23 protein-coding genes are annotated in these 23,930 nt (G+C 65.8%); 7 read left to right on the top strand and 16 right to left on the bottom strand.

Annotation, left to right across the window (positions count from 1 at the left end):
* Positions 1–115: 115 nt before the first annotated feature.
* On the top strand, positions 116–1,012 hold the full coding sequence (locus AC0WRY_RS18840; RefSeq protein ID WP_491120367.1) for a DMT family transporter: 897 nt from the start codon (positions 116–118) through the stop codon (positions 1,010–1,012).
* On the opposite strand, the gene AC0WRY_RS18835 is transcribed toward AC0WRY_RS18840, so the two are convergent.
* From AC0WRY_RS18835 to AC0WRY_RS18825, 3 genes are all read right to left on the bottom strand, one after another.
* Positions 1,009–3,249, bottom strand: coding sequence for a CHASE3 domain-containing protein (locus tag AC0WRY_RS18835; RefSeq protein ID WP_491120365.1), 2,241 nt, complete (start codon positions 3,247–3,249; stop codon positions 1,009–1,011). The genes AC0WRY_RS18840 and AC0WRY_RS18835 overlap by 4 nt on opposite strands.
* Positions 3,246–3,662 carry a response regulator gene (locus AC0WRY_RS18830; RefSeq protein WP_194402308.1) on the bottom strand — a complete coding sequence of 139 codons (417 nt, stop codon included), beginning with the start codon at positions 3,660–3,662 and terminating at the stop codon, positions 3,246–3,248. The genes AC0WRY_RS18835 and AC0WRY_RS18830 overlap by 4 nt, the downstream gene beginning before the upstream one ends.
* A gap of 244 nt (positions 3,663–3,906) precedes the next feature.
* On the bottom strand, positions 3,907–4,527 hold the full coding sequence (locus AC0WRY_RS18825) for a BA14K family protein (RefSeq protein WP_491120363.1): 621 nt from the start codon (positions 4,525–4,527) through the stop codon (positions 3,907–3,909).
* A gap of 241 nt (positions 4,528–4,768) precedes the next feature.
* Between AC0WRY_RS18825 and AC0WRY_RS18820 the strand changes: the two genes are divergently transcribed.
* Positions 4,769–5,176 (top strand): NADH:ubiquinone oxidoreductase subunit NDUFA12, encoded by a 408-nt coding sequence (locus AC0WRY_RS18820; RefSeq protein ID WP_194402306.1) that lies wholly within the window; start codon positions 4,769–4,771, stop codon positions 5,174–5,176.
* Between the two features lie 410 nt (positions 5,177–5,586).
* Here the strand turns inward: AC0WRY_RS18820 and AC0WRY_RS18815 are convergent, their stop codons facing one another.
* Complete coding sequence (locus AC0WRY_RS18815) at positions 5,587–6,273, bottom strand: DJ-1/PfpI family protein (RefSeq protein WP_194402305.1); 687 nt, start codon at positions 6,271–6,273, stop codon at positions 5,587–5,589.
* A gap of 95 nt (positions 6,274–6,368) precedes the next feature.
* Here AC0WRY_RS18815 and AC0WRY_RS18810 point away from each other — a divergent pair, with 95 nt between their 5' ends.
* Positions 6,369–7,307, top strand: a complete 939-nt coding sequence (locus tag AC0WRY_RS18810) for a GlxA family transcriptional regulator (RefSeq protein ID WP_194402304.1) — start codon at positions 6,369–6,371, stop codon at positions 7,305–7,307.
* Here AC0WRY_RS18810 and AC0WRY_RS18805 read toward each other — a convergent pair.
* Positions 7,304–8,308 (bottom strand): Na+-dependent transporter, encoded by a 1,005-nt coding sequence (locus AC0WRY_RS18805; RefSeq protein WP_491120360.1) that lies wholly within the window; start codon positions 8,306–8,308, stop codon positions 7,304–7,306. The genes AC0WRY_RS18810 and AC0WRY_RS18805 overlap by 4 nt on opposite strands.
* A 13-nt stretch (positions 8,309–8,321) precedes the next feature.
* Positions 8,322–9,269, bottom strand: coding sequence for a LipP1 family hormone-sensitive lipase (gene lipP1, locus AC0WRY_RS18800; protein ID WP_194402302.1), 948 nt, complete (start codon positions 9,267–9,269; stop codon positions 8,322–8,324).
* A gap of 206 nt (positions 9,270–9,475) precedes the next feature.
* On the opposite strand from lipP1, the gene AC0WRY_RS18795 reads away from it, so the two are divergent.
* Positions 9,476–10,510, top strand: a complete 1,035-nt coding sequence (locus AC0WRY_RS18795; protein ID WP_491120358.1) for a DUF2155 domain-containing protein — start codon at positions 9,476–9,478, stop codon at positions 10,508–10,510.
* Between the two features lie 7 nt (positions 10,511–10,517).
* On the opposite strand, the gene aat is transcribed toward AC0WRY_RS18795, so the two are convergent.
* From aat to AC0WRY_RS18745, 10 genes are all read right to left on the bottom strand, one after another.
* Entirely contained in the window at positions 10,518–11,198 is a 681-nt protein-coding gene (gene aat, locus AC0WRY_RS18790) for a leucyl/phenylalanyl-tRNA--protein transferase (protein WP_491120356.1), read from the bottom strand.
* Positions 11,199–11,259: 61 nt separating this feature from the next.
* The gene (locus AC0WRY_RS18785; protein WP_491120354.1) at positions 11,260–12,375 is read right to left on the bottom strand and encodes a sensor histidine kinase; all 1,116 of its coding nucleotides are present in this window, start codon (positions 12,373–12,375) and stop codon (positions 11,260–11,262) included.
* The gene (locus tag AC0WRY_RS18780; RefSeq protein ID WP_194402298.1) at positions 12,372–12,812 is read right to left on the bottom strand and encodes a response regulator; all 441 of its coding nucleotides are present in this window, start codon (positions 12,810–12,812) and stop codon (positions 12,372–12,374) included. The genes AC0WRY_RS18785 and AC0WRY_RS18780 overlap by 4 nt, the downstream gene beginning before the upstream one ends.
* A complete protein-coding gene (locus tag AC0WRY_RS18775; protein WP_491120352.1) occupies positions 12,809–14,335 on the bottom strand; it encodes a sensor histidine kinase in 1,527 nt (508 codons plus the stop codon). Before AC0WRY_RS18775 ends, AC0WRY_RS18780 begins: the two co-directional genes overlap by 4 nt.
* Before the next feature lie 107 nt (positions 14,336–14,442).
* Entirely contained in the window at positions 14,443–15,801 is a 1,359-nt protein-coding gene (accC, locus tag AC0WRY_RS18770; RefSeq protein ID WP_211417228.1) for an acetyl-CoA carboxylase biotin carboxylase subunit, read from the bottom strand.
* 81 nt (positions 15,802–15,882) lie between these two features.
* Positions 15,883–16,374 carry an acetyl-CoA carboxylase biotin carboxyl carrier protein gene (gene accB / locus AC0WRY_RS18765; protein WP_194402295.1) on the bottom strand — a complete coding sequence of 164 codons (492 nt, stop codon included), beginning with the start codon at positions 16,372–16,374 and terminating at the stop codon, positions 15,883–15,885.
* A gap of 37 nt (positions 16,375–16,411) precedes the next feature.
* Positions 16,412–16,879: a type II 3-dehydroquinate dehydratase gene (gene aroQ / locus AC0WRY_RS18760; protein WP_259210680.1), complete on the bottom strand. Its 468-nt coding sequence runs from the start codon at positions 16,877–16,879 to the stop codon at positions 16,412–16,414.
* Between the two features lie 248 nt (positions 16,880–17,127).
* Positions 17,128–17,952 (bottom strand): DUF1236 domain-containing protein, encoded by an 825-nt coding sequence (locus AC0WRY_RS18755; protein WP_491120349.1) that lies wholly within the window; start codon positions 17,950–17,952, stop codon positions 17,128–17,130.
* A 208-nt stretch (positions 17,953–18,160) separates the two neighbouring features.
* The gene (locus AC0WRY_RS18750) at positions 18,161–18,928 is read right to left on the bottom strand and encodes a DsbA family protein (RefSeq protein WP_194402292.1); all 768 of its coding nucleotides are present in this window, start codon (positions 18,926–18,928) and stop codon (positions 18,161–18,163) included.
* A gap of 90 nt (positions 18,929–19,018) precedes the next feature.
* Entirely contained in the window at positions 19,019–20,419 is a 1,401-nt protein-coding gene (locus AC0WRY_RS18745) for a M48 family metalloprotease (RefSeq protein WP_491120347.1), read from the bottom strand.
* 192 nt (positions 20,420–20,611) lie between these two features.
* Between AC0WRY_RS18745 and AC0WRY_RS18740 the strand changes: the two genes are divergently transcribed.
* The 3 genes from AC0WRY_RS18740 to AC0WRY_RS18730 all read left to right on the top strand — a co-directional run bounded on the left by AC0WRY_RS18740 (position 20,612) and on the right by AC0WRY_RS18730 (position 23,866).
* Positions 20,612–21,799, top strand: a complete 1,188-nt coding sequence (locus AC0WRY_RS18740; RefSeq protein ID WP_491120345.1) for a pyridoxal phosphate-dependent aminotransferase — start codon at positions 20,612–20,614, stop codon at positions 21,797–21,799.
* Between the two features lie 92 nt (positions 21,800–21,891).
* Positions 21,892–22,449, top strand: coding sequence for a biotin transporter BioY (locus AC0WRY_RS18735; protein WP_194402289.1), 558 nt, complete (start codon positions 21,892–21,894; stop codon positions 22,447–22,449).
* 82 nt (positions 22,450–22,531) lie between these two features.
* Entirely contained in the window at positions 22,532–23,866 is a 1,335-nt protein-coding gene (locus tag AC0WRY_RS18730) for a dicarboxylate/amino acid:cation symporter (protein ID WP_194402288.1), read from the top strand.
* Positions 23,867–23,930 lie beyond the last annotated feature (64 nt).

The following is a 23,930-nucleotide window of genomic DNA, read 5'->3' as shown; positions in this document are numbered from 1 at the left end:
CGTCAGCAGGACTCACGTAGCCCTACGGAAGGTGAGGGCAGGCATGCCCGCCGAGGTGGTGGTGGGCTGCGCGAATCCGCGCCAAGCTGACGCTCGATTTTGCCGGATACCCCCAATGCTTGATTCGACCAGGCCGGTGTCGCGACCGCGCATCGCTCCGGCCGGCCTGATGTTCCTCGCCATCACCTCGATCGGCTGGGGTTTCAATTGGCCGGTCACGAAATTCCTGCTCTCGGAGCTGCCGCCGCTGACGTTGCGCGGGGTGACCGGCGTGCTGGGCGCGCTCCTGCTCGCTGCGCTGGCGATTCTGCGCCGTCAGAGCCTGAGTGTGGACTCGGGAATCTGGCCGCGCCTGCTCACCGCCGCCGTGCTCAACGTCACCGGCTGGATGGTGCTGATGGGGCTGGCGCTGCTCTGGCTGCCCGCCAGCGAGGCGGCGCTGATCGCCTACACCATGCCGGTCTGGGCCTCGATCATCGCCTGGCCGGTGCTGGGCGAGCGGCCGACGCTGCTCCGTACGCTCGGGCTGGTGATGGCCTTCGTCGGCCTTGCCTCGATCATGGGCGGCAACGGCATCGCCGCCAGCGTCGAGAAGCTGCCTGGCATCGTCATGGCGCTTGCCGGCGCGCTGGGCTTTGCCGTCGGCACGGTGTTTTCCAAGAAGTACCCGATCCACCTGCCGCCGATCACGGCCGCGGCCTGGCAGATCGGGATCGGCTGCCTGCCGATCTCGATCATCGGCCTGCTGGTCGAGACCACGCATCTGTCCAAGGTGACGCCGGCCGGATGGTGGCTGCTGGTTTATTCGACGGTAGTGCAGTTCTGCATCGCCTATGTCAGCTGGTTCGCGGCCCTTGCCCGGCTGCCGGCATCAGTGGCCGCGATCGGCACCATGGCGGTGCCGGTGATCGGCGTCGTGGCCTCCGCGATCGCGCTGGGCGAGCCGCTCGGGGCAGGGCAGATCGCCGCGCTGGTGTTCACGCTGGCCGCGGTGGTGCTGGCGACGCGTTAAGGACCCAGCGCCTTCCGGATCATCTCCGCGAGCTGGTTTCTCCGGTACGGCTTGGTCAGCAGCAGCACGCCGTCGTCGAGCTTGCCGTGATGGACGATGGCGTTGTCGGTGTAGCCGGAGGTGTAGAGCACCTTCACGCCCGGCCGCAGCTTGACCACTTCGTCGGCGAGCTCGCGTCCGCTCATGCCGCCGGGCATGACGACGTCGGTGAACAGCAGATCGAACGTCTGGCCGGCCGCGATCAAGTCAAGCGCGGCCTTGCCGTCGGGCGCGGCCACGGTCTTGTAACCGAGACTCTGCAGCTGCCCTGTGACGAAGTTGCGCACGAGATTGTCGTCCTCCACGACGAGGATGGTCTCGGCGCCGCCTTCGGCCTGCGGCGCGGCGGCGGCGGCGATCTCCGTCGTGCCTTCGCCCGGCGGCAAATAGAGCTTGATCGTGGTGCCGTGGCCTTCCTCGCTGTAGATCTTGATGTGGCCTCCGGACTGCTTGACGAAGCCATAGACCATGGAGAGGCCGAGGCCGGATCCCTTGCCGACCTCCTTGGTGGTGAAGAAGGGCTCGAACGCCTTGTGCTGGGTCTCGATGGTCATGCCGGTGCCGGTGTCGCTGACGGCGAGCATGATGTAGGGGCCGGCCGCCACGTCCGCATGGGCCTGCGCATAGGCCTCGTCCAGCACGACGCGGTGGGTCTCCAGCAGCAGCTTGCCGCCGTTCGGCATGGCGTCGCGCGCGTTGATCGCCATGTTGAGCACGGCATTGGTGAGCCGGGACGGGTCGATATGCGCGGTCATCGGTCCCTGTTCCAGCACGGTCTCGATCTGGATCTGCTCGCCGAGGGTGGGACGCAAGAGCTTTGCGATGTCGGCGATCGCGGCGTTGATCTCGACGTTGCGCGGCTGCAGCGGCTGCCGGCGCGCAAAGGCGAGCAGATGCTGGATCAGCTCGGCGCAGCGCTCGGCGGCATCGTCGATCAGCCGCGCCACGCGCTGCAGCTCGGGCTGCTGCTTCAGGCCTTCCACCAGCGTCTCGGTGTTGCCGGAGATCACGGTCAGCATGTTGTTGAAGTCGTGCGCGACGCCGCCTGTCAGCTTGCCGATGGCGTCCAGCTTCTGCGACTGGTACAGCTGGCGCTCGGTCTCGCGCGACATGGTCGCGTCGTGATAGACCAGCACAGCGCCGGAAATCTCGCCTTGTCCGTCCAGCATCGGCCGGCCGCTGACCATGAGATGGCGGGGAGGATTGCCGCTGTGCGGGCGGACGATCATCTCCAGGTCCTCGAACTTCTCGCCGCGCAGCACGCGCACCGAGGGCAGCTCGTCGGCCTTCATCGGCGTGACGCCGTCGCCGTGAAACACGTCCGACATCGCACGCAGATTGCGCAGGTTCATGCCGGTCCGATGCAGCAGCATGCGCTCGGCGGCCGGATTGGACAGCAGGACATTGCCTTCGGTATCGATGACCAGCACCGCCTCCGCCATGCTGTGGAACGTGCTCTGCAGCACGTTGACCGACAGGCGCAGCTCGTCATGTGCGGTGACCAGATGCTCGGTGCGCTCGGCCACCGCCGCGGCAAGCGCTTCCTTGGCGGCTGTGGTCTCCATCAGCGTGCTCTTGAGCGCGACCTCCGTGCGTCGGCCCTCACGCATCACCATCACGACCAGCAGAAGGATCACCATCGCGCCGGCGACGTCGATGCCGAGCAGCACGATGCCGTTGCGACGCGAATCCTGGGAGCGCACGGCGAGCAGACGTTCTTCCTCCGCGCTCAGACGGTCGAGATTGCCCATCACCGTGTCCATCAGGCCGCGGCCCTCGGCCTTGCCGTTGAGCGCGGCTATGCCGGCCTCGTCGTTCGCGGCGCGCAGGCGCATCGCGGTCGCGGCGATCTCGACGCGGCGCAGCGCCAGCGGCTCGGTACCCTCCAGCAGCGCGACCTGATCGGGGTTGTCGCGCACGCTGCGCTTGAGCTCGGCGAGGGCCGGCGCGATCTGGGCGTGAACGGAGTCGAATTCGCTGCTGAAGGCTGGATTGCGATAGAGCTCAAAGCCGCGCGCGGCGCTCTCGGCGCGGCGCAGCAGCACGCGCAGATCGGAGATATTCTTCTGCACCTGGACGGTCTGATGGACCCACGCCGCATCGGACCGCGACTTGACGTCGAGGGCGATCGAGGCCGCGGTGATGATCAGGAGGATGGCAAGTCCGGCACCCAGAATGACGCGCTGCGTTGGAATCAAGGGGCTTCTTTCTTGTCCTTCGGCTGTGCGCTCTCGCCCGCGAGGCATTCCCGGATCGTGGTCAGCAACGCTTCCGGCGTGAACGGCTTGCGCAGGCAGCGCGTTGCGCCGAGCTCCAGCGCCATGCGGAGGAAATCGGGAGAAGGCGAGGCGGATGATGCGAAGGCGTAACCGGACATCGCGATCAGCGGAGTAGCTGGTGCGCGCTCGTGGAAGATGCGGATGGACTCGAAGCCGCGCATGTGCGGCATGAAGATGTCGACCAGCATCACCTCGAAGGCCTGCGCTTCCAGCGCAGCCAGTCCTGTTTCACCACCGTCGGCCAGCGTGACGTCGAAGCCCTGACGTTGGAGGAGGACCTCGATGGTCGCGCCGACCATCGGATCGTCATCAACCACGAGAATACGCGGCATGACACTTCCCAGTAATCGAAGTCCCCACTGGGATTGGTGATATCCGCGAATCGTGTGCCGGGTCAATTTTGGATTGGATCAACGTAGATATGCACGGTGCGATGCATACAGGTCCATTTAGATTCATATGTACGTATCATCGCGGGCGACGGGCTCGCCGCGGGCTACAGCATCGATATGCACGTGCTGCGCGAAAAAGGCGTCGCAGCGCTGCGACGCCTTCCTTCACGCACGGTCGGAATGGTTACGGGCAGGGATGCCGTTGACCGTCATAACCGAGATAGGTGCCCGAAGCCGGGTCATACGATTTGTAGCGCTGCGCGCAATAGGCCGAGGAGTCACCCCCGCTGTCGGGAACCACTGCCACTGATGGCTCGTCGTAGTAGCTGTCGCCATAGTAATAGGGATCATCGTAATAGCCGCCGCCGTAATAGGCGTACGAGCCCACGCCGCCGATCGCCGCGCCTGCCGCGAAGCCGGGCCAGAAACCGCCGCCATGACGATGGTGCCAATGGCGACCGCTCCAGTTGCTTCCCCCTTGCCAGTTGCCGGCTGTCGCGACGCCGCGGCTGCCGCCGAACGACGGCGAGACGGCGGTGCGGGGCCCCGGGCTCGCTATGAAATTGCCGCCGCTCGGACGCGCCGCCGGGCCGGCCGCGAAATTGCCGCCGCCGCCGTGGATCGCTGCGCCGCCGCCCATGCGTGCACCGCCGCCACCACCGAAGTGAGCGCCGCCACCGCCGCCACCGCCGGCTGAGATACCACCGACACTACGGGGGCCAGGGTTCTGCGCGAAGCTCGGTGAGCTCATGGGTAGAACGAGCGCCAGCGTTGCGGCGGCACTCAAAACTCTCAGACTGTTCATGATAAACTCCTTTCCCGGAAGCAAACCCTATGAAGGGGCTGGGGTTCCTGGGATCACGCCGGTTTGCGCGTGAATGGGAGCCTCTCTCGCAACCGCTGTACCGGGCATGAACGGATCGCGTCCGATTTGCGGCGGCGCCGGGGTCGAGGCCCCGCATTTGAGGCAGGCACCGCCGCCCGTCGAACTGGACATTTCGCCGCCCGGATGGCATCAGGGCCGGACGAAGCAGGGCCCTTGCCGCATGAAACAGTTCTTCCTCAAGCTCTTCACCTGGTGGAATGGCCAGACTTTTGGCACCCAACTCTGGACCAAGCGGTACGGGGAGCTGGTCGGCCAGGACGAGCAAGGCAATCTCTACTATCGCACCCGCGGCGGGGTGGTCGATCCGACCCTCGGCTTCGAGCGGCGCTGGGTGGTCTATAACGGCTATGCCGAAGCGAGCCGGATCCCACCGTCCTGGCACGGCTGGATCCATCACGTCGTCGACGTGCCGCCGACCGAGGCCAATTATCAGCCGCGCGAGTGGGAGAAGCCGCACCAGCCGAATCTCACCGGCACGGCGATGGCCTACCGTCCCTCGGGATCGACCCTCGCCAGCGGCAAGCGTCCGAAGGCGACCGGCGACTATCAGCCCTGGACGCCTGGCTAGGCCTCCCGGCCGGCGCGATCTCCATCGTCAAACTGGATGCATGCGCATCCGCTGCCGCTTGCTGTGAACAACGGGAACAGCGGGGAAGGCGTCTGCGCCGACATTGCCACAGCGCAAGCCGTGCGGCTCAATGATCCCATCTTACGGAGATGGGAGACCATTGCGTTCGGTTCGGGCAACAGTTCGCGACTGTCCCGAGATGCAGCGGCCGCCGAGGAAGGACTCGATCGGGAGATAGGCCCCCGGTCTGGAAGCTCCGACATCGCCCGATGTGAATGTGCAGCCGCCGTAAGACAGGAAAGGCCGCTTGGGAAACCGAGCGGCCTTTTTCTGTTGGCAGCTTGTGCCAGATCTCGCGCCCCGGACGCTGCGGAGCAGCGTTGCACGCTGCTCCGCGTCCGGGACACGGACTACGTCACCCGCTCGGCCGCGCGCTTCACCGCCTCCAGCCGCCGCGCCTGATTTTGCGCGCCGCGCTCCCGCAGCAGGGCCATCACTTCGGCCGGTGCCGTATCGGGTGAGCCCGAATTGAACGGCGGGGCCGGGTTGTATTCCATCTGGAGCTGGATCGCTTCCGCCGTGGTGCGGTCGATCAGGATCGACACCAGTGTCAGCGCGAAATCGATTCCGGCGGTGACGCCGCCGCCGGTGATGCGATTGCGGTCGATGCAGACGCGCGACTTGGTCGGCGTGGCACCGAACTGGCTGAGCATCTCCATCGCGCTCCAATGGGTCGCGGCGCGGTAGCCCTTGAGCAGGCCGGCGGCGCCGAGCGCCAGCGATCCCGTGCAGACGGAGGTGACATATTTCGCGCCCTCGGCCTGCTTGCGCAGGAAGTCGAGCACTTCCTCGTCGCCCAGCAGGTCGTTGGTGCCGCCGCCGCCCGGCACGCAGATCACGTCGAGTTGCGGGCACTCGGCGAACGTCGTGGTCGGCGTCAGCGTCAGCACGGAATCGCTTGCGACCTGCTCGATCCGCTTCCAGATCAAATGCAGCTTCGCGCCGGGCACCATGGCGAACACCTGCAGGGGACCGGTGAAGTCGAGCTGGGTGACGCGCGGAAATATCAGAAGACCGATCTGGAGCGGTGACGACATCGGCGAGTTCTCCAAAGATGAGCTTGACGAGCGAAGACTGGCATGCTGCCTTCGTGTCTGAAATGGCATAATTCCCACTATTTCGGACATCGCCCATGATCGGCATTCTGATCTTCCCGGACTTCCAGCTGCTCGATGCGGCCGGCCCGATCTCGGTGTTCGAGGTCGCGGCACGCTGCGCCGGCAAGCCGCTGGCGCTGCGGGTGCTGGCGCTGAATGCGGGACCTGTGCGCAGCTCCTCCGGCGTCGAGATGATGGCGCGCGATTTCAAGTCGGCGAATGCCATCACCACGCTGGTGATCGCGGGCGGTGTGGGCGTTGCTGATGCTGCGCGCTGCGAGGTCACGCGCGCCTTCCTGCAGCGGCTGGCAAAGCGCGGCGTGCGCGTCGCGAGCGTCTGCTCGGGCGCCTATGTGCTCGCCGAGGCGGGCCTGCTGGACGGCCGCCGCGCCACCACGCATTGGGGACGCACGCGCGATTTCGTCGCGCGCTATCCCAAGGTGAAGTTCGAGCCGGACCAGATATTCACCCGCGACGGCAATGTGTGGACATCGGCGGGCATCACCGCAGGCATCGACCTTGCGCTCGCCATGGTGACCGAAGATCTCGGCGAGGAAATCGCGCAGGAGGCGGCACGCCACCTCGTGCTGTATCATCGCCGCAGCGGCGGCCAGTCGCAGTTCTCCTCGCTGCTGGAGCTGAAGACGCCGAACGGCCGCTTCGGCGCGCTGTTGTCCTGGGCGCGCGAAAATCTCGACGCACCACTGACGGTGGAGGACCTCGCCGATCGCGCCGGCATGAGCGCGCGGCATTTCGCCCGCGCCTTCGCCGCCGAGACCGGCACGACCCCGTCGAAGGCGATCGAGCGGCTCCGGCTCGAGGTCGCGCGCGAGCGCGTGCAGTCGTCGCGCGAGGGGATCGAGCTCGTTGCGGAAGCCACGGGATTCCGTGATCCCGAGCGTATGCGCCGCGCTTTCATCCGCGCCTTCGGCCAGCCGCCGCAGGCGCTACGGCGCGCGGCAAGGACCAGTTAGGGCGCGCTGGTTGCGGGAGAGCCGGAGGCCTTCGCGCGCGCCGTCAGCCGCCGCGCGATCGGCATCAGCAGGTACGGCGCAAGGTGGATCGGAAACTGCGTCATCGCGAAATAGAGCCAGGTGGTGGGTGGCAATACACCGGCGGTTGCCGCCAGCATCAGGCCGAGATTGCGCTGTGACACCATCAGTCCGAGCGCCAGCGCGCGCTCGGTGCCGATGCGGCGGAACAGCAGCGTGGTGATCGCGAGAAGGGTGAAATAGATCGCGAAGGACAGAGCTGCGAGGCTGAGGGTGAAGAGCGGCTGTGCGAGGAGGTCGCTCACGACGTCGCCCATGATCGCGGCGGCGAAGATGAAGAGGATGATGATGTTGAGGCCGTCGATCGGCGTCTTGTGACGCCGGATCGCCTCCGCGCCGAAGATCCATCGGATGATCGTGGCGGCCAGCAGCGACGTGGCGAGGATGCCCAGCAGCTTCAGGCCCAGCGTCAGCGGGGTGATGCTCAGCATGTCGCCGAGGAAAAGGCCGGCGAAGATCGAGGCGGTGAAGGGCACCAGCGCGGTCGAGGTCACCAGCGTGATCAGCACCAGCGTGGCATCGAGACCCATCAGTGCGGCGAGGGCTGGGGAGGCCATCATCGGCGAGGCCATGCTCTGCAGCATCAGTGCGAGCGACAGTCCGGGCGCGCGCACCGAGAGGCCGGTTGCGTGCGCGATCAGACCGACGATCAGCGGCACGCCGATCGTGGTCCAGGCGGTCGCCGTCGCAACCAGCGCCGGCCTGCGCAGATGGCTGTACAGCGCGGCCAGGTCGACCCGCATGAAGGAGATGCAGAGCAGGCAGAGAATAGCCTCGGTGAGATAGGGACGCAGCAATGCGCCGAGCGGCGGCACCGCGGCCGCGATGAACACGATGGCGGCGACGCCGCGCGTGCCCTGGCTGCCGAGCCAGGTCAGGACGCGCGCCGGGAGAGCGGAGATGGATTGCAGCGGAGAGGCCATGCGGGACGGCGTTTCAGCCCAATCCCTTCAGCCATGCGCCGATCTCGCCGACGGCGACATTGGCCTCTCGCAACAGCTTGCCCATCGTGAAGAAGCCATGGAATTGGCCGGGATAATGCCTGGTCGTCACGGGAACGCCGGCTTGCTTGAGGCGCGCGGCGTATTCGTTGCCTTCGTCGCGCAAGGGATCGGCGCCCGCGGTCAGCACATAGGCCGGCGGCAGGCCCGCCAGGCTTTGCGCCCGCGCCGGCGAGGCGCGCCAATCGTGGATGTCGGCGGCGCCGTTGAGATAATGGTCGCGAAACCAGCGGATCACCGAATGCGTCAGTAGCACGCTGGTCTCCGGCTCGCTGTGGGAGCCATGGGTGAGGGCGAAATCGGTGGCGGGATAGATCAGCACCTGGCCCGCGAGGGCAGGCCCGCCGGCGTCGCGCGCGGCGAGCGCCACGACGGCGGTGAGATTGCCGCCGGCGCTGTCGCCTCCGATCGACAGCCGGGACGCGTCGATGCCGAGCTCGCGCGCGTTGGCGGCAACCCATCTGGTTGCGGCGATCGCGTCGTCGGCCGCGGCGGGAAATTTGTGCTCAGGCGCGAGACGGTAATCGACCGAGATCACGACCAGCGCGCCTTCGACCGCGAGCTGTCGGCAGACGACATCGTGGGAGTCGAGATCGCCGATCACCCAGCCGCCGCCATGGAAGAACACCAGCGCGGGCGACAGGCCGTCGTGCCGGCGCGGCTCCTTGGGAACATAAAGGCGGGCGGGAATGGCGCCGTGCGGGGCCGGGATCGAGAGCGGCTCAACGCGGGCGAGCTCGGGCGCGTCAGGATTGGTGGCAAAGCGCGCCTGCGCATAATACGCGCGGGCCTCCGGTGCGGTCAGGGTCTCGTAGGCGGGGCGGCCGGCCTCCTGGAAGGCCTTGTAGACGGCGGCGGCGTCGGGATCGAGCACGACGGGCATGGGAGCGACCTCGGGAGGTTTCTGGTTATGGTTGGCTGCATTTTAGGGGGATGCCCGCCTCTGCGCCCCCGCGAGGGGCTCCGCGACTATCCCATTCAGGTGCCGGTCTGGCCAGATGGGGCCGGGAAGGGCAGGGTTGCCGCCCTTCCCCCGCCGTATTCGCCGTGTTAACCGGATGGCCTGCGAGCGGCGGTAACCCCTGTAGAATGTCCAACAAGCCCGATTCGCTGTTGAAGCCGCGCGAGATGTTTCGAACCATTACCCTGACAGGTCTTGCGGCGCTTTTGGCCGCCACCGCGCTGACGGTTGCGACGCCGACTCAGGCGCAAATCGGCACGATCTTTTCCGATCCGCCGCCGATGCGGCCGCCCGGCACAATTCCGCGCGGCCAGCCGCAGCCGCAGCAGATTCCCGACGACGACGAAGAGGTGCCGGAGCTGCCGCCGCAGGGCCGCGTGCTGCCGTCGCGCCCGATGCCTCCGCCGCCGGGCCGGCAGGGCAATGTGATGCCGGGACCAGTCGAGAGCCAGCCGCTGGCGCCGCCGCCGGGCTCCACCGTCGCTCCGCCGAACCAGCCGCCCGTGGCGGTCGCGCCGCCGGGCGGTGCCCAGCCAGGTGCGCCCGGCCAGCGCCAGCCGCAGCAGAAGGGCGCTCCCGGCGCCGTGCCGCAGACCCCGGCAAGCCTGCAGCCGGGCGACGAGGTCGTCACCGAGCCGCCGGCGCAGAAGATCGTGAACAAGAAGGCGACCTTCTCCGGCCTCGACAAGATCACCGGACGCATCATCAATTTCGACGAGGAGATCGGCGAGACCGTCCAGTTCGGCGCGCTCAGGGTCAAGACCGACGCCTGCTACACGCGGCCGGCAACGGAGGCCACCAACACCGACGCCTTCGTCGAGGTCGACGAGATCACCTTGCAGGGCGAGGTGAAGCGCATCTTCTCGGGCTGGATGTACGCGGCAAGCCCCGGCCTGCATGGCGTCGAGCACCCGATCTACGACATCTGGCTCACCGACTGCAAAGAGCCGCAGCAGACCATCGCGACCGCGGCGCCGGATCCCGCGACCAAGCCGGCCCCTCCACCGCCGCCCGCGCAGAAGAAGGCCGCGCCGAAGCAGGTGCAGCAGCGTCCGCCGCAGCCTCTGCCGCCGATCCAGCAGCAGCAGCCGGCACCACCGCCGCCCCCGCCGCCGGAGCAGCGGCCGGGTCTGTTCGGTATCCCCGGGTTTGGTAGCCGGTAAATCTGGATTATTGTCGAGAAGCGATGATCTCGAGCGCGCGCGCGCCCGGGATCGCGTCGCCGGCTGAGAGCCTGAGGAAATCGCCGGGCTCGCCGGCCAGCGCCTTGTCGAGCAGGGCGGTATAGCGCCGCCGCGAGATCTCGACCGCGCCGAAGCTTTTCAAATGCTCCGTGACATATTGCGTGTCGAGCAGCTCGAACCCACCATGGATCAGCCGCGCGACCAGATGCACCAGTGCGACCTTCGAGGCATCGCGCGCGGTGTGAAACATGCTCTCGCCGAAGAAGGCGCGGCCCAGGCTGACGCCATACAGGCCGCCGACGAGATCCTCACCCTGCCAGGCCTCGACGCTGTGGCAATGGCCGAGCTGATACAGGCCGCCATAGAGGTCGCGGATGCGCTTGTTGATCCAGGTGTCCTCGCGCCCTTCCTGCGGCGCGGCGCAGCCCGCGATCGTCGCCTTGAACGCGGTGTTGACGGTGACGCGAAAGACGTCCGAGCGCACGGTGCGCGCGAGCCGCGAGGCGACGCGAAATCCGTCGAGGGGGATGACGCCGCGCAATTCCGGCTCGACCCAGAACAGTGTCGGATCGTCGGCGCTTTCCGCCATCGGGAAGATGCCGCAGGCATAGGCGCGCAGCAGCACGGCCGGGGTGATTTCAGACGGAGCGGAGTCGCGCGAAGTCATGGTTCGCGACCATAGCAGGATCGCGATGCCGTTGCGATGGGGTGCACAGCAGGGCGCGAGCTCAGCTTGCGGCGGCGGTGCTGGTCTTGCCGGGAACTGCGGGCAGGCGACCGAACTTCAGCACGATCCGGGTTCCGGAATGGCTGGGATCGCGCTCGACCGTGGCGTCGAGCTTGGCGGCCATCGCCGCGACGATGCGCTGGCCCATGCCGGTGGAGCGCGGATCGGCCTTGACGGCGTCGCCGACGCCGTCGTCAGTGATCGACAGCAGGAGATCGTCTCCTTTCGCGTTCAGCTCGACATGGATCGGGCCGGCGCCGTCGGGATAGGCGTATTTCACGGCGTTCATCACCAGCTCGTTGACGATGATGCCGACGGCAACCGCGCGATCCGGATCGATCTCGATCGGCTCGGCCTTCAGCGTCAGGCGCGACATCCGGTTGCCTTCGGCCGAACGGCGCAGATCCTCGAGCAGGGAATCCAGATACTGGTTCAGCACCACGCTCTTCAGGTCCTGCGAGGTGTAGAGGCGGCGGTGCACTTGCGCGACCGCGGCGACGCGGCCCATCGCATTGGTCAGCGCCGCCTTGACCTCGTCCTGCGCGGCGGAGCTTGCCTGAAGGTGCAGCAGCGAGGCGATGATCTGGAGCGAGTTGCCGACGCGATGATTGACCTCGCGCAGCAGCATCTCGCGTTCGGCGGCAAGGGCCGCGTAGCGGTCGCGCGAGGCATGAATCTCGGCCTCGGCCTCCTCGCGCGCCTTCTGCAATTCGGCCTGGCGCAGCGCGCCCTCGGCTGCGACGTGGAGCAGGGGGATGAAATCGCCGGTGACGTCCTTGACGAGATAATCGGCCGCGCCGGCCTTCAGCGCGGTGACGGCGATGCTGGAATCCTGCGAAGCCGTGACGAACACGACCGGCGGCGCGTCCGGGATCGCCATGATCTGCTCGAGCGTCTCCAGCCCGTCGAGGCCGGGCATGTACTGGTCGAGCGCGACCACGTCGATGCCGGCATCGACATTGCCTTGGGCGCTCGCGCGGCGGATGCGCTCCAGGCCTTCCTCGCCGCTCGCGGCATGGACGACCCTGTAGCCGCGCCGCGTCAGGCCGCGTTCGACCAGGCGCGCCAGCGCGCCGTCGTCATCGATGTAGAGCAGTGTCGGCGTGCGCTGGTTCATGGGGCGGCGGGCGGGACCTGGATGACCGAGAAGAACAGGCCGAGCTGCCGGATGGCATTGGCGAAATTCTCGTAGTTGACGGGCTTGGTGATGTAGACGTTGCAGCCGAGCTCGTAGCAACGCTTGATTTCCTGGGAATCGTCGGTGGTGGTCAGCACCACCACGGGCGAAGCCTTCAGATATTTGTTTTCCTTGATCTGCCGGAGGATGTCGATCCCCGTCATGTCGGGCAGGTTGAGGTCGAGCAGGATCAGAAGCGCATTGCCCTTCTGCACGAGGCCGCTGCCGTCGGCGCCGAACAGATGCAGCATCGCATCCGTGCCGTTCTGGAAGGAGACGATCTCGTTGTTGACCCCCGAGCGGCGGATGTTGCGCTCGATCAGGCGGGCGTGGCCCTCGTCGTCCTCGATCATGATGATGGTGACAGGCTGGGTCATCGATCTCTGTTCCGGTTGTTCACGTTCCAGGCGATCGGCAGCGTGATCGTGAAGGTGCTGCCCGCGTTCAGTTCCGATGATACCGACATGGTGCCGCCGAGGCGACGCACAAGTGCACGCACATGCGCAAGACCAATGCCCTGGCCGGGCTTGTCCTGGGTTCCCGCGCGGCGGAACAGGTCGAATATCCGCTGGTGATCCTTCGGATCGATCCCCCGGCCGTTGTCGCTGATCTCGAAGATAGCGTAACCGAGCTTGGTTCGCCCGCGGATTCTGATGTCTCCGGGTACCCCGCGCTTCAGATATTTGATCGCGTTGTCGATCAGGTTGGAGAAGATCTGCTCGAGCGCGAGCCGGTCGCTCACGATGTCAGGCAGCGGCTCGAGATGGATCTCGGCCTGCGCCTCGGCCGCCTGGTGCGCCAGCGTCGATACGATGGCCTCGATCAGCTCGCCTGTGTCGATCTTCACCGGCTGGAATTCGCGCCGGCCCTCGCGGGTGAGGTTGAGGATCGCCGAGATCAGCCGGTCCATCTTGGCGATCGACGATTTGATGAAGCCGAGCGCTTCGGAAAAATCCTCCGACAGCTGCTTGTCCGCGCCATCGAGCACCATCTCGCCCGGTCCGGCGGGGGCGAGGGGCGCCCCGTTCGCAGAAACCTGGGCGAGGCTGCCGATGCGGCGGAAGATATCGCCGCCGAGCTCTTCGAGCTCGCTGGTGAAGCCCATGATGTTGACGAGCGGCGAGCGCAGATCGTGGCTGACGATATAGGCGAAGCGCTGGATCTCGTCGTTGGCCTCGCGCAAATCCGCCGTGCGTTCGTCGACGACGGATTCCAGATTGACGTTGGAATCGCGCAGGCGCGCTTCAGCCTCGTCGCGGGCCCGCGCCGAGCGCCGCACCAGCCAGGTCGAGATCATGGCCAGCAGCACCACGAGGCCGGAGCCGATGCCGGTCATCGAGGCAGCGAGGGTCTGACTGTGGTCGGAGTTTTCCGTCCGGAGCCGGAACAGCCGTTCCTCCTCGCGGATCATCGCGTTGGCCTGGTTGCTGATCGTGGTCGTGGTATTGGCCGCCGCGGCCTCGCGGATCAGCGCAATGGCGCGGTCGGGTTGGCCCTCCCTGACGAACTTCATCTCGCGCGAGAACTGGTCGAGCCGGGTCTCGATCGCCGCGCTCAGTTTCTCGATGCTGTCGCGTTGCGCGGGATTGTCGCCGATCTGGCGCGTGAGCTTGTCGAGCGCCGGAATGATCGCCGCCACGGCTTTCTCGTGGTCCGACTGGAAATCCGGTCCTTGCGTCAGGAGAAAGCCGCGGGCGCTGCTCTCCGCACGGCGGATCTCCAGCAACAGGGCGTTGATCTGGCTCTCCGCCTCGATGGTATGGACCACCCATTTGCTGTCTTCCCGCGCCTTGTTGACGAGGTAGACCGAGCCGGCGCTGATCACAGTCAGCACCACGAGACCCGCCGCGATCAGCAGGATCTGCCAGAATGCCCGCCGTCGTTGGGCTTCAGCCGTCACGACGGTTCACCTGTTTACGTGCAGTGGATTTCAAAACGCCCCCTTGGAACTAGCCCCAACCGTCCAGAACGCGATTGAGGCCAAAGGGTTCCCTAGGGCGACGAATATTATCGCGGGGCGGGTTCCGCCTTGCCGGCCAGGTACTGTTCCAGCCAGTGGATGTGGTAGTCGCCGTTGATGATGTCGTCTTCACGCACCAGCGCGCGGAACAGCGGCAGCGTGGTCTCGATGCCTTCCACCACCATCTCGTCCAGCGCCCGGCGGAGCCGCATGAGGCATTCGGCGCGGGTCTTGCCGTGCACGATCAGCTTGCCGACCAGGGAATCGTAATAGGGCGGGATCATGTAGCCCTGGTAGACGGCGGAATCGATGCGGACGCCGAGGCCGCCCGGCGGATGGTATTGCAGTATGCGGCCGGGCGAGGGGCGGAAGGTCTCGGGGTTCTCGGCATTGATGCGGCACTCGATGGCGTGGCCGATGACCTGGATCTCGTCCTGCTTGGCCGGCAGGTCGCCGCCGGCGGCGATGCGGATCTGCTCCAGCACGAGGTCGATGTCGGTGATGCTCTCGGTGACGGGATGCTCGACCTGGATGCGGGTGTTCATCTCGATGAAGTAGAACTCGCCGTCCTCGAACAGGAATTCGATAGTGCCGACGCCGAGATATTTCATCTCGCGCATGGCCTTCGCACAGGTCTCGCCGATCTTGGCCCGCGCGGCGGCGGAAAGGACGGGCGAGGGGCCTTCCTCCCAGACCTTCTGGTGGCGGCGTTGCAACGAGCAGTCGCGCTCGCCGAGATGGATCGCGCCGCCGCGGCCGTCGCCGAGAATCTGGATCTCGATGTGGCGCGGCTTCTGGAGGTATTTTTCCAGGTAGACGGAGGCATCGCCGAAGGCGGATTTGGCCTCGTTGGCCGCCGTCGACAGCGCCACCTGCAGATCGGCCTCGCTGTGCGCGACCTTCATGCCGCGGCCGCCGCCGCCGGCCGCCGCCTTCACCAGCACGGGAAAGCCGATCTTCCTTGCGATCGCCAGGGCATCGTCGTCGGGACCGACCGCACCGTCGGAGCCGGGCACCACGGGGATGCCGAGGCGCTTGGCGGTCTTCTTCGCCTCGATCTTGTCGCCCATCAGGCGGATGTGCTCGGCCTTGGGGCCGATGAAATGCAGATTGTGCTCGGACAGGATTTCCGCGAAGCGCGCATTCTCCGACAGGAAGCCGTAGCCGGGATGCACGGCGTCGGCGCCGGTGATCTCGCAGGCCGCGAGCAGGGCGGGGACGTTGAGATAGCTGTCCTTGGAGGCGGGCGGGCCGATGCACACGCTCTCGTCCGACAGGCGCACATGCATGGCATCGGCGTCGGCGGTGGAGTGCACGGCGACCGTCGCGATCCCGAGCTCCTTGCAGGCCCTGAGGATGCGAAGGGCGATCTCGCCGCGATTGGCTATGAGGATCTTGTCGAACATGGTGCCTCGGGGGCGAACGGGAAATAGCGAATGGCGAACAGGCAGGAGCAACTATTCGCTCCCCCGCTGTTCGCCGATCCCTCACTCAATGATCACGAGCGGCTCGCCGTACTCGACCGGCTGGCCGTCCTCGACCAGGATCTGCGTCACCGTGCCGGCGCGCGGCGAGGGGATCTGGTTCATGGTCTTCATGGCTTCGATGATCAGCAGCGTCTGTCCGACCGAGACCTTGCTGCCGACCTCGATGAACGGCTTGGCGCCGGGCTCCGGCGCCCAATAGGCGGTGCCGACCATCGGCGAGCTGACCGCGCCAGGATGCTTGGACAGGTCGGGGCCGGCGGCGGCAGCAGGCGAGGCGGAGGCTGCCGGCAGGGCGGCGGGAGCCGCAGCCATCGGCACAGGCATGGTCGCGGCAACGCTGATGTTACGGGCGACGCGCAGGCGCAGGCCCGCACGTTCGATCTCGATCTCGGTGAGGCTGGTCTCATCGAGCAGAAGCGCGAGCTCGCGGACGAGCGCGGAATCCTCGCTGGAAAACTTTGCGGCTGCTTTGTCGTCTGGCTGGCGCGCCATGTTGTTTGATCCGAATGTTCTGATTGATGAGGGAGCTTCAGGCTTTGGGCTTGATGGCAAGCTTGGCGGCAAGGCCCTGGATGGCGAGGCGGTAGCCCTCGATGCCGAAACCGCAGAGCGAGGCGAAGGCCGCGCGTGCCGTATAGGAGTGGTGACGAAAGCTCTCGCGGGCGTGGATGTTGGTCACATGCACTTCGACCGTCGGGATCTGAACCGCAAGCAATGCGTCGTGCAGTGCGATCGAGGTGTGCGAATAGCCGCCGGCATTGATGATGATGCCCTTCATCTTGCGGCGATGCGCCTCGTGGATGAAGTCAATCAGCTCGCCCTCGCGGTTGGACTGCCGGCAATCCGCCTTGAGACCGAACGTCGCCGCCGTCTCCCGGCACAGCGCCTCGACGTCGGTCAGCGTCGCGTGGCCATACTTCTCCGGCTCGCGCGTCCCCAACATGTTGAGGTTCGGCCCGTTCAGGACGAGGATCGTGTCGGTTGCTGGTTCGGCCATTCCAATCCCGCAAAGAGGTGCTCGGCGTGGCGGGGGTTATAGGTAACAAAGCGCGTGAGGGGAAGCCTTGAAGGCCTCCCGGAGGGGTTCAAGTACCTCATCCAGTGCGCAAAAACCTGTGTGGAAACCACGGAAATTGCTTGTTAACCAGTCCAAAGGATGGCTCGGCGGCCGAGGCGCGCGGGTCCATAGGCCAAAAGCCCCTGCCGATCTTTCGGCAGGGGCCCATTTTGCGGTCAGCGAGCGGCTTAGCCCTCGATGATGTACACGATCTCGCGCGTCTGCGGACGGACGATGACGTACTGGCCGCGGACGAAGATCACTTCATAGCCACGCCACTGCGGGTAGATCTCGACGATCCGGGGCGGCAGCGGGTGGAAGTGGACGGACGCCGGGACCGCGGTGCCGACCGAGATGTTGAAGTTGACGTTCGTGGTCTCCTCGATCTTGGTCGACTTGATCGCGGTCGAGATTTCCGTCCGCTTCTCCGGCGGCGGCGCGGCGGCGGTGGCCGGAGCGTTGCCGGTCGTGGTCTGCGACTTGGTGTCGGTGGAGGCCGGGCGGTTCTCGGCATTGTTGCTCTTGGCAGCGCCGCCGGCCTTGTTGTCCTCGGCCTTCATGTCCTTGGCACCGGACTTGGTGGAATCGGACTTGGTCGTCGAGTCCGAGCTCATGCTCTTCGACTTGTCCTGCGCAGACTTATCCTGCGCGCCCTGGGCGTGCTCGCCCTTCATGCCGGCCTTCTCGTCAGCCGCGTTCTTGTTCATCGTGCCGGACTTTTCCATCCCGCCGGACTTTTCCGTGGCGCCGGATTTCTGCATCGCGCCGGACGACTTGTCGTCGGCTCCACCGGGCTTCATGGCGCCGCCGGCCTGGCCGACGGTACCCTTGTCATGGCTCACGGAGTCGCGGCCCATCGAGCCGCCGCGCTCAGTGGCGCCGCCGGAGGGCTGGGAGTGCTGCATCTGCTGCGAACCAGCGCCGCCATCGCGACCCTTGTCCTGTGCGTTCGCCAGACCGGCGCCCGCAACGAGGGCGACTGCGGCAACTGAGATCATAAAGCGGTTCAACATCGAATTCTCCTCACGTGTTTCTTTGCATCATTGCCCGCGCCAACAACGAAAGGAGGTTTCAGTTGTTCCGGAACTTCGGCTGTTCCGCGGCATTTGTTTGTTGAACGCCAGATGAATGAACTTGCACGAAGACGCCAAGCTTCGCGCAAGAAAAAAAGGCCGGCTTTCCAGCCGGCCTCTTCGTGTTTCACTATCGCAATACGTGCGATCAACAAGTCGCCTTGCCGCAGCGGGCGATGCCGATCTTTTCCTTGAGGCCTTCGACGCCGACGGCGCCGATCACGATCTGCTTGCCGATGACGTAGCTCGGCGTGCCGTTCATGCCCATCGCTTCAGCGAGCTTGAAATTCTCCTCGATGGTGGCGCGCACCTCGGGGCTCGCGATGTCCTTCTCGATCCTCGCGGTGTCGAGGCCGGCTTCCTTGGCAGCTTGAAGCGCACGTGCCTTGTCGGCGGCGCCGCGGCCACCGAGCAGCTTCTGGTGGAAGTCGAGATATTTCTTGCCGGTGGGATCCTGCATGCGTACGGCGACCGCGACCTGTGCCGCTTCGACAGAGCCCTGGCTGAGCACCGGAAACTCCTTCAGCACGACCTTCAGCTTCGAATCGCCTTTCATGATGGTGAGCATGTCGTCCATCGCGCGCTTGCAGTAGCCGCAATTGTAATCGAAGAACTCGACGAAGGTGACGTCGCCGTCCTTGTTGCCGAGCACGACCTGGCGCGGCGAGTTGAAGATCGCGTCGGCGTTCTGCGCGATGCTGGCCTCGTGCTTCTGCGTCTCGGCCGCGGCTTGGCGCTTGCTGAGCTCGGCCATGGCCTCTTCGAGCACCTCGGGATGGCTGACGAGATAGTTCTTGATGATCTTCTCGATGTCGGTGCGCTGGGTATCGGAGAAGCTGTCGGCCGATGCAGGCACGGCTGCGCCGAACATGGCGAGCGCAAACAACGCGGGAGCAAGCAGGCGCAGCGAAGGCATAGGCAAATCCTCTTATCCAAAGCAGGTTTCGGAATACGTCCCGGCGCTCAAAGCTAAGGTCGTGACGTCGTGGTGTCAGGCGTCGTGGTGTCAGTTGCGCGGCGGCTTGGCCGCCACGATGTCGTCGGCCTTGACCCATCCGGGCGTGCCGACGGCAAAACGGGTTTTCGCGCGCGTGGCGAGCTCGCGGGCGGTCTTGTTGTCGCCGCGCAAGTAAGCGGCCTGGGCCGATGCGAGATCCGCCTCGGCATAATCTCCCTTCCGGCCATAGGCCATCGCGAGCTGGCTATAACCGAGGATGGCCTCGGGCTCCCGCGCCACCGCGGCGCGGAGAATCCGAACGGCGTCGTCGGTGTAGGCCTTATTATCGGTTCCAACCAGAGCCTGCCCAAGTAACATCTCGATGAGGGGTGAATTGTTCGAGAGTGCGACAGCCTTGCGCAGGGCAGGGATGGCGTCGGCCGGCTTGCCGCTTTCCAAGAGGGCCTGGCCGCGCACCTCGTAGAAGTACGGGTTGTTCGGCTGAACCTGGATCAGCGCGTCGATCTGGCTGAGCGCGCTGCGCAAATCGCCGTGCAGATAGGTGCTGATGGCGCGGGCATAGCGCGCCGGCATGCTGTCATTGGTCTGGGGATAGCGGCGGTACACCGTCTCGGGCCGCTCCATGAAGGCGGATATCTTGGCGCGCACCATGTCGTGGCGGAGCTGGAGCGCTGCATCGTCCTTCTTGTTCCAGTAGGGGCTTGAGCTCGCGAACTCCTGCAGCGCGGCAACGCGCTCGGCGGGCATCGGATGCGACTGGAGATAGGGGTCGGCGCCGCGCGCAGCGAACAGGCTCTCGCTGGTGAAGCGCTTGAAGGTCTCGTACATGCCCTTCGGCGATTGCTGGGTCGCGGTCAGGAATTTCACGCCGGCGCGGTCGGCGTTCTCCTCCTGCTGGCGCTGGTAGGACAGCAGCGACCGGCGGATCACCTCCTGCGGCGCCGAGATCGCAGCGGCGCCGGCATTGGCGAGCCCGTTGTTGCCGCCGCTGCTGTTGCGCGTGCTGCCGGCGGCGATCGCGCCGGCGCCGAGCAGCATCGCGATGATCATCTGGGTCTGGGCCGCGGCGAGCTGCTCACGCAGCTTGGACAGATGGCCGCCAGCCAGATGCCCGGTCTCGTGCGCGAGCACGCCGATGATCTGGTTCGGCGTCTCCGATTGAAGAATCGCGCCGTAATTGACGAAGATGCGGCGGCCATCGGCCACGAACGCGTTGAACGAGTTGTCGTTGAGGATCACCATCTGGATGTTCTGCTTCTCCAGACCCGCGGCACGCAGGATCGGGCGCGTATATTCGCGCAGCAGCTGCTCGGTCTCGGTGTCGCGCAGGACCGGCGGCCCTTTGGCTTGCGCGTGCGCCGCGGAGAACGGCGTCAGCGCGATCGCCGCAGCCGTGACGAGGGCGGTGAGGGCGGAAGCCTTCTTGCGCAATGCGATCTGGAGCGACATCAAACGGTCTTGGTCAAACGGTCTGGACAGCAGTTTCGTGATTGGTTTTGGCGATTGGCGGCGGGCCGGATACGCGATATGCCCTTATCAGCCGTTCCCCTTATGAGCCGTACAATGCGGCCAGTCTGGGGCGCAAGCGCCCCGTTTTTCCGGACCGGCCGCACCGGCCCGCCAGCGAAATAGCAGAAATCAATGCACGATGCGACTTTAAGGAACCGGTTGGGGCAGTGGCTCGAGCCCTCCCGCCGCAGCGATGTTCCCCCGTTCATGGTGATGGACGTCATGGCCGCGGCGGCTCGAATCGAGGCCGCCGGGGGCCATGTCATCCATATGGAGGTCGGCCAGCCGGCGGCCGCGGCGCCCAGGACCGCCATTGCGGCCGCCCACACCGCGCTCGAGACCGGGCGGATCGATTATACCTCCGCGCTCGGCATCCCCTCCTTGCGCGAGCGCATCGCGCGCCATTACCGCGATGCCTATGGCTGCGACGTCAGCCCTGACAGGATCGTGGTGACGACCGGCTCTTCCGGCGGGTTCATCCTGGCCTTCCTGTCGATGTTCGAGCCGGGCGACCGCGTCGCCGTGACGGTGCCGGGCTATCCGCCCTACCGTCATATCCTCACCGCGCTCGGCTGCGAGCCGGTGCTGATTGAGACCACGAACGAGACGCGCCATGCTCTCACCGGCGAGGCGTTGCTCGCCGCCCATCGCAAGGCGCCGCTGAAGGGCGTGCTGGTTGGCAGCCCCGCCAATCCGACGGGGACGATGATGTCGCGCGAGGCGCTCGCCAGCCTGATCGCGGCGGCGGAAGACGCCGGCATCCGTTTCATCTCGGACGAGATCTATCACGGGCTCGATTATGCGTTTCCGGCCGTCACCGCGGCCGCGCTCTCCGAGCACGCCCTCGTGATCAACTCGTTCTCGAAATATTTTTGCATGACGGGCTGGCGCGTCGGCTGGATGGTCGTGCCCGAAATCCTGGTGCGGCCGATCGAGCGGCTGCAGCAGAACCTGTCGATCTCGGTGCCGTCGCTGTCGCAGATCGCGGCAGAGGCTGCCTTCGACGGCGCGGCCGAGATGGAGGCGATCAAGCATGGCTATCAGGAAAACCGGCGGATTTTGATCGAGGGATTGCCGAAAGCTGGCCTCGCCAAATTCCTGCCGGCCGATGGTGCATTTTATCTCTATGCCGACGTCTCGGACTTCACCTCGGACAGTTTCGAATTTGCCAAGCAGATGCTGGAACAGGCACGCGTTGCGGCGACGCCGGGCCTCGATTTCGATCCCGTTCATGGCCGATCGTTCATTCGGTTTTCTTATGCACGCTCGTCCGGGGAGATGCGCGAGGCAGTTGACCGGATCGCTCGCTGGCTTAAATAGCCGCCAGTTTTCGACCACATCCGGAGCTCATCTTGTCTGACCACCGATCTGTCCCGACCGCTGCTGCGCCACATTTTTCTCTCGCTGCATTGATGTGGCCGACCCGGCCGGGTGAAACGGTCGGTGCGGTGCGTGCCGTCGTGCTGGTTGTGCTCGGCACCGCATTGATGGCGCTATCAGCCAAGGTCAGCCTGCCGCTGCCCTACGTCCCCATGACGTTGCAGACGCTGGTGGTGCTGATGATCGGCGCGGCCTATGGCTGGCGTCTTGGCAGCGCAACCATGATCGCCTACCTCGCCGAGGGTGCGCTTGGCGCGCCGGTATTTGCCGGACCGGTGGGTGGAATTGCGCCGCTGGTTGGCCCGACCGCGGGCTATCTGTTCGGTTTCATTGCGGCCGCTTTCGTGACCGGCTGGCTCGCCGAGCGCGGCTGGGACCGCAGCGTGGCGCTGCTGTTTGCAGCGATGGCGATAGGCCATATCGTCATTCTGGCCGCCGGCTTCGGCTGGCTGGCGTTCGGCCTCGGGCTCGGCGCTGCGAAGGCCTGGCAGGTCGGCATCATGCCGTTCGTTGCGGCTTCGCTGGTCAAGAACGCGCTTGGCGCGACGTTGATGCCGGCAGCGCGAAGACTGATCGAGCGTCGCCGGTAAAGCGCGCAAAATTCGCGGTTCCAATTGACAGGGCCGGCCAAGTTGATCTTGGCTGGCCCAGCGTTTGAGGGGGAGTGAAACGATGACGACGACAACGATGGCGGGGGCGCCGATCGCGCCGCCCGCAGCAAAGCCGTGGTACAAGGTTCTCTACGTCCAGGTGCTGATCGCCATCGTGCTCGGCGCCATCGTCGGCTGGCTGTGGCCGACGGTTGCCACCAACGAATGGATCAAGGCGCTCGGCGACGGCTTCATCAAGCTGATCAAGATGGTGATCGCCCCGATCATCTTTTGCACCGTCGTCTCCGGAATCGCCCACATCCAGGATGCCAAGAAGGTCGGCCGCATCGGCATCAAGGCGCTGGTCTATTTCGAGGTCGTCTCGACCTTCGCCCTGGTGATCGGACTGATCATCGGCAATCTCGTGAAGCCGGGCGCGGGCTTCGGCAGTGGGGCGGCCAACGAGGCGGCCGTTGCCAATTACGCCAAGCAGGCTGCCGGCCAGAAGTCCGTCGACTTCGTGCTGCACATCATTCCCGACACGGTGGTCGGGGCCTTCGCGCAAGGCGAAATCCTCCAGGTGCTGCTGTTCTCGGTGCTGTTCGGCTTCGCAATTATGAGCCTGGGTGAGCGCGGCCACACCATCCGCAGCTTCATCGACGACGCCGCCCATGCCGTGTTCGGCGTCATCTCCATCGTGATGCGCGCAGCGCCGATCGGCGCGTTCGGCGCCATGGCCTATACGATCGGCAAGTTCGGCACCGGCGCGATCCTCAATCTGGTCGGGCTGATCGCCACGTTCTACGTCACCGCGGCGCTGTTCGTCTTCGTCGTGCTCGGCATCATCGCGCGCCTTGCCGGGTTCTCGATCTTCAAGTTCCTGGCCTACATCAAGGACGAGCTGCTGATCGTGCTCGGTACCTCGTCCTCGGAAAGCGCGCTGCCGTCCCTGATGGAGAAGCTGGAGCGGCTCGGCTGCTCCAAGTCGGTGGTCGGCCTCGTGGTGCCCACGGGTTACTCGTTCAATCTCGACGGCACCAACATCTACATGACGCTGGCGACGCTCTTCATCGCGCAGGCGCTCGGCTACGATCTCAGCTTCAGCCAGCAGCTGACCATCCTGGTCGTGGCGATGCTGACCTCGAAGGGCGCTTCCGGCATCACCGGCGCGGGCTTCATCACGCTGGCAGCGACGCTTGCCGTGGTCGATCCGCGCCTCGTGCCGGGCATGGCGATCGTGCTCGGCATCGACAAGTTCATGAGCGAGTGCCGCGCGCTGACCAATCTGTGCGGCAACGGCGTCGCCTGCGTGATCGTCGCCTGGTGGGAAGGTGAGCTCGACCGCGACAAGCTCAACGCCAACCTCGCCAAGCGGATCGACCCGACCGACATGGAGACGGCGATCACCACGGACTGATCGCGCCCTCGGGCTTCGAATTGGGAAGGGCTGGTCGATATCCTCGATCAGCCCTTTTGTTTGG

This window comes from Bradyrhizobium sp. T-12, assembly GCF_058314695.1.
Note: the sequence above shows the minus strand (reverse complement) of the source record. Positions and strands in the feature narration are given on the sequence as shown.

What these genes read in the sequence shown, in the direction of transcription:
- accC (WP_211417228.1), bottom strand. Translation starts at nt 15,801, where the DNA reads ATGTTCGACAAGATCCTCATAGCCAATCGCGGCGAGATCGCCCTTCGC.
- AC0WRY_RS18825 (WP_491120363.1), bottom strand. Translation starts at nt 4,527, where the DNA reads ATGAACAGTCTGAGAGTTTTGAGTGCCGCCGCAACGCTGGCGCTCGTT.
- aroQ (WP_259210680.1), bottom strand. Translation starts at nt 16,879, where the DNA reads ATGGCCGAACCAGCAACCGACACGATCCTCGTCCTGAACGGGCCGAAC.
- AC0WRY_RS18750 (WP_194402292.1), bottom strand. Translation starts at nt 18,928, where the DNA reads ATGCCTTCGCTGCGCCTGCTTGCTCCCGCGTTGTTTGCGCTCGCCATG.
- AC0WRY_RS18735 (WP_194402289.1), top strand. Translation starts at nt 21,892, where the DNA reads ATGTGGCCGACCCGGCCGGGTGAAACGGTCGGTGCGGTGCGTGCCGTC.
- AC0WRY_RS18805 (WP_491120360.1), bottom strand. Translation starts at nt 8,308, where the DNA reads ATGGCCTCTCCGCTGCAATCCATCTCCGCTCTCCCGGCGCGCGTCCTG.
- AC0WRY_RS18785 (WP_491120354.1), bottom strand. Translation starts at nt 12,375, where the DNA reads ATGAACCAGCGCACGCCGACACTGCTCTACATCGATGACGACGGCGCG.
- AC0WRY_RS18815 (WP_194402305.1), bottom strand. Translation starts at nt 6,273, where the DNA reads ATGTCGTCACCGCTCCAGATCGGTCTTCTGATATTTCCGCGCGTCACC.
- AC0WRY_RS18730 (WP_194402288.1), top strand. Translation starts at nt 22,532, where the DNA reads ATGACGACGACAACGATGGCGGGGGCGCCGATCGCGCCGCCCGCAGCA.
- AC0WRY_RS18820 (WP_194402306.1), top strand. Translation starts at nt 4,769, where the DNA reads ATGAAACAGTTCTTCCTCAAGCTCTTCACCTGGTGGAATGGCCAGACT.
- AC0WRY_RS18830 (WP_194402308.1), bottom strand. Translation starts at nt 3,662, where the DNA reads ATGCCGCGTATTCTCGTGGTTGATGACGATCCGATGGTCGGCGCGACC.
- AC0WRY_RS18740 (WP_491120345.1), top strand. Translation starts at nt 20,612, where the DNA reads ATGCACGATGCGACTTTAAGGAACCGGTTGGGGCAGTGGCTCGAGCCC.
- AC0WRY_RS18795 (WP_491120358.1), top strand. Translation starts at nt 9,476, where the DNA reads ATGTCCAACAAGCCCGATTCGCTGTTGAAGCCGCGCGAGATGTTTCGA.
- accB (WP_194402295.1), bottom strand. Translation starts at nt 16,374, where the DNA reads ATGGCGCGCCAGCCAGACGACAAAGCAGCCGCAAAGTTTTCCAGCGAG.
- AC0WRY_RS18840 (WP_491120367.1), top strand. Translation starts at nt 116, where the DNA reads ATGCTTGATTCGACCAGGCCGGTGTCGCGACCGCGCATCGCTCCGGCC.
- AC0WRY_RS18810 (WP_194402304.1), top strand. Translation starts at nt 6,369, where the DNA reads ATGATCGGCATTCTGATCTTCCCGGACTTCCAGCTGCTCGATGCGGCC.
- AC0WRY_RS18780 (WP_194402298.1), bottom strand. Translation starts at nt 12,812, where the DNA reads ATGACCCAGCCTGTCACCATCATCATGATCGAGGACGACGAGGGCCAC.
- AC0WRY_RS18745 (WP_491120347.1), bottom strand. Translation starts at nt 20,419, where the DNA reads ATGTCGCTCCAGATCGCATTGCGCAAGAAGGCTTCCGCCCTCACCGCC.
- aat (WP_491120356.1), bottom strand. Translation starts at nt 11,198, where the DNA reads ATGACTTCGCGCGACTCCGCTCCGTCTGAAATCACCCCGGCCGTGCTG.
- AC0WRY_RS18755 (WP_491120349.1), bottom strand. Translation starts at nt 17,952, where the DNA reads ATGTTGAACCGCTTTATGATCTCAGTTGCCGCAGTCGCCCTCGTTGCG.
- lipP1 (WP_194402302.1), bottom strand. Translation starts at nt 9,269, where the DNA reads ATGCCCGTCGTGCTCGATCCCGACGCCGCCGCCGTCTACAAGGCCTTC.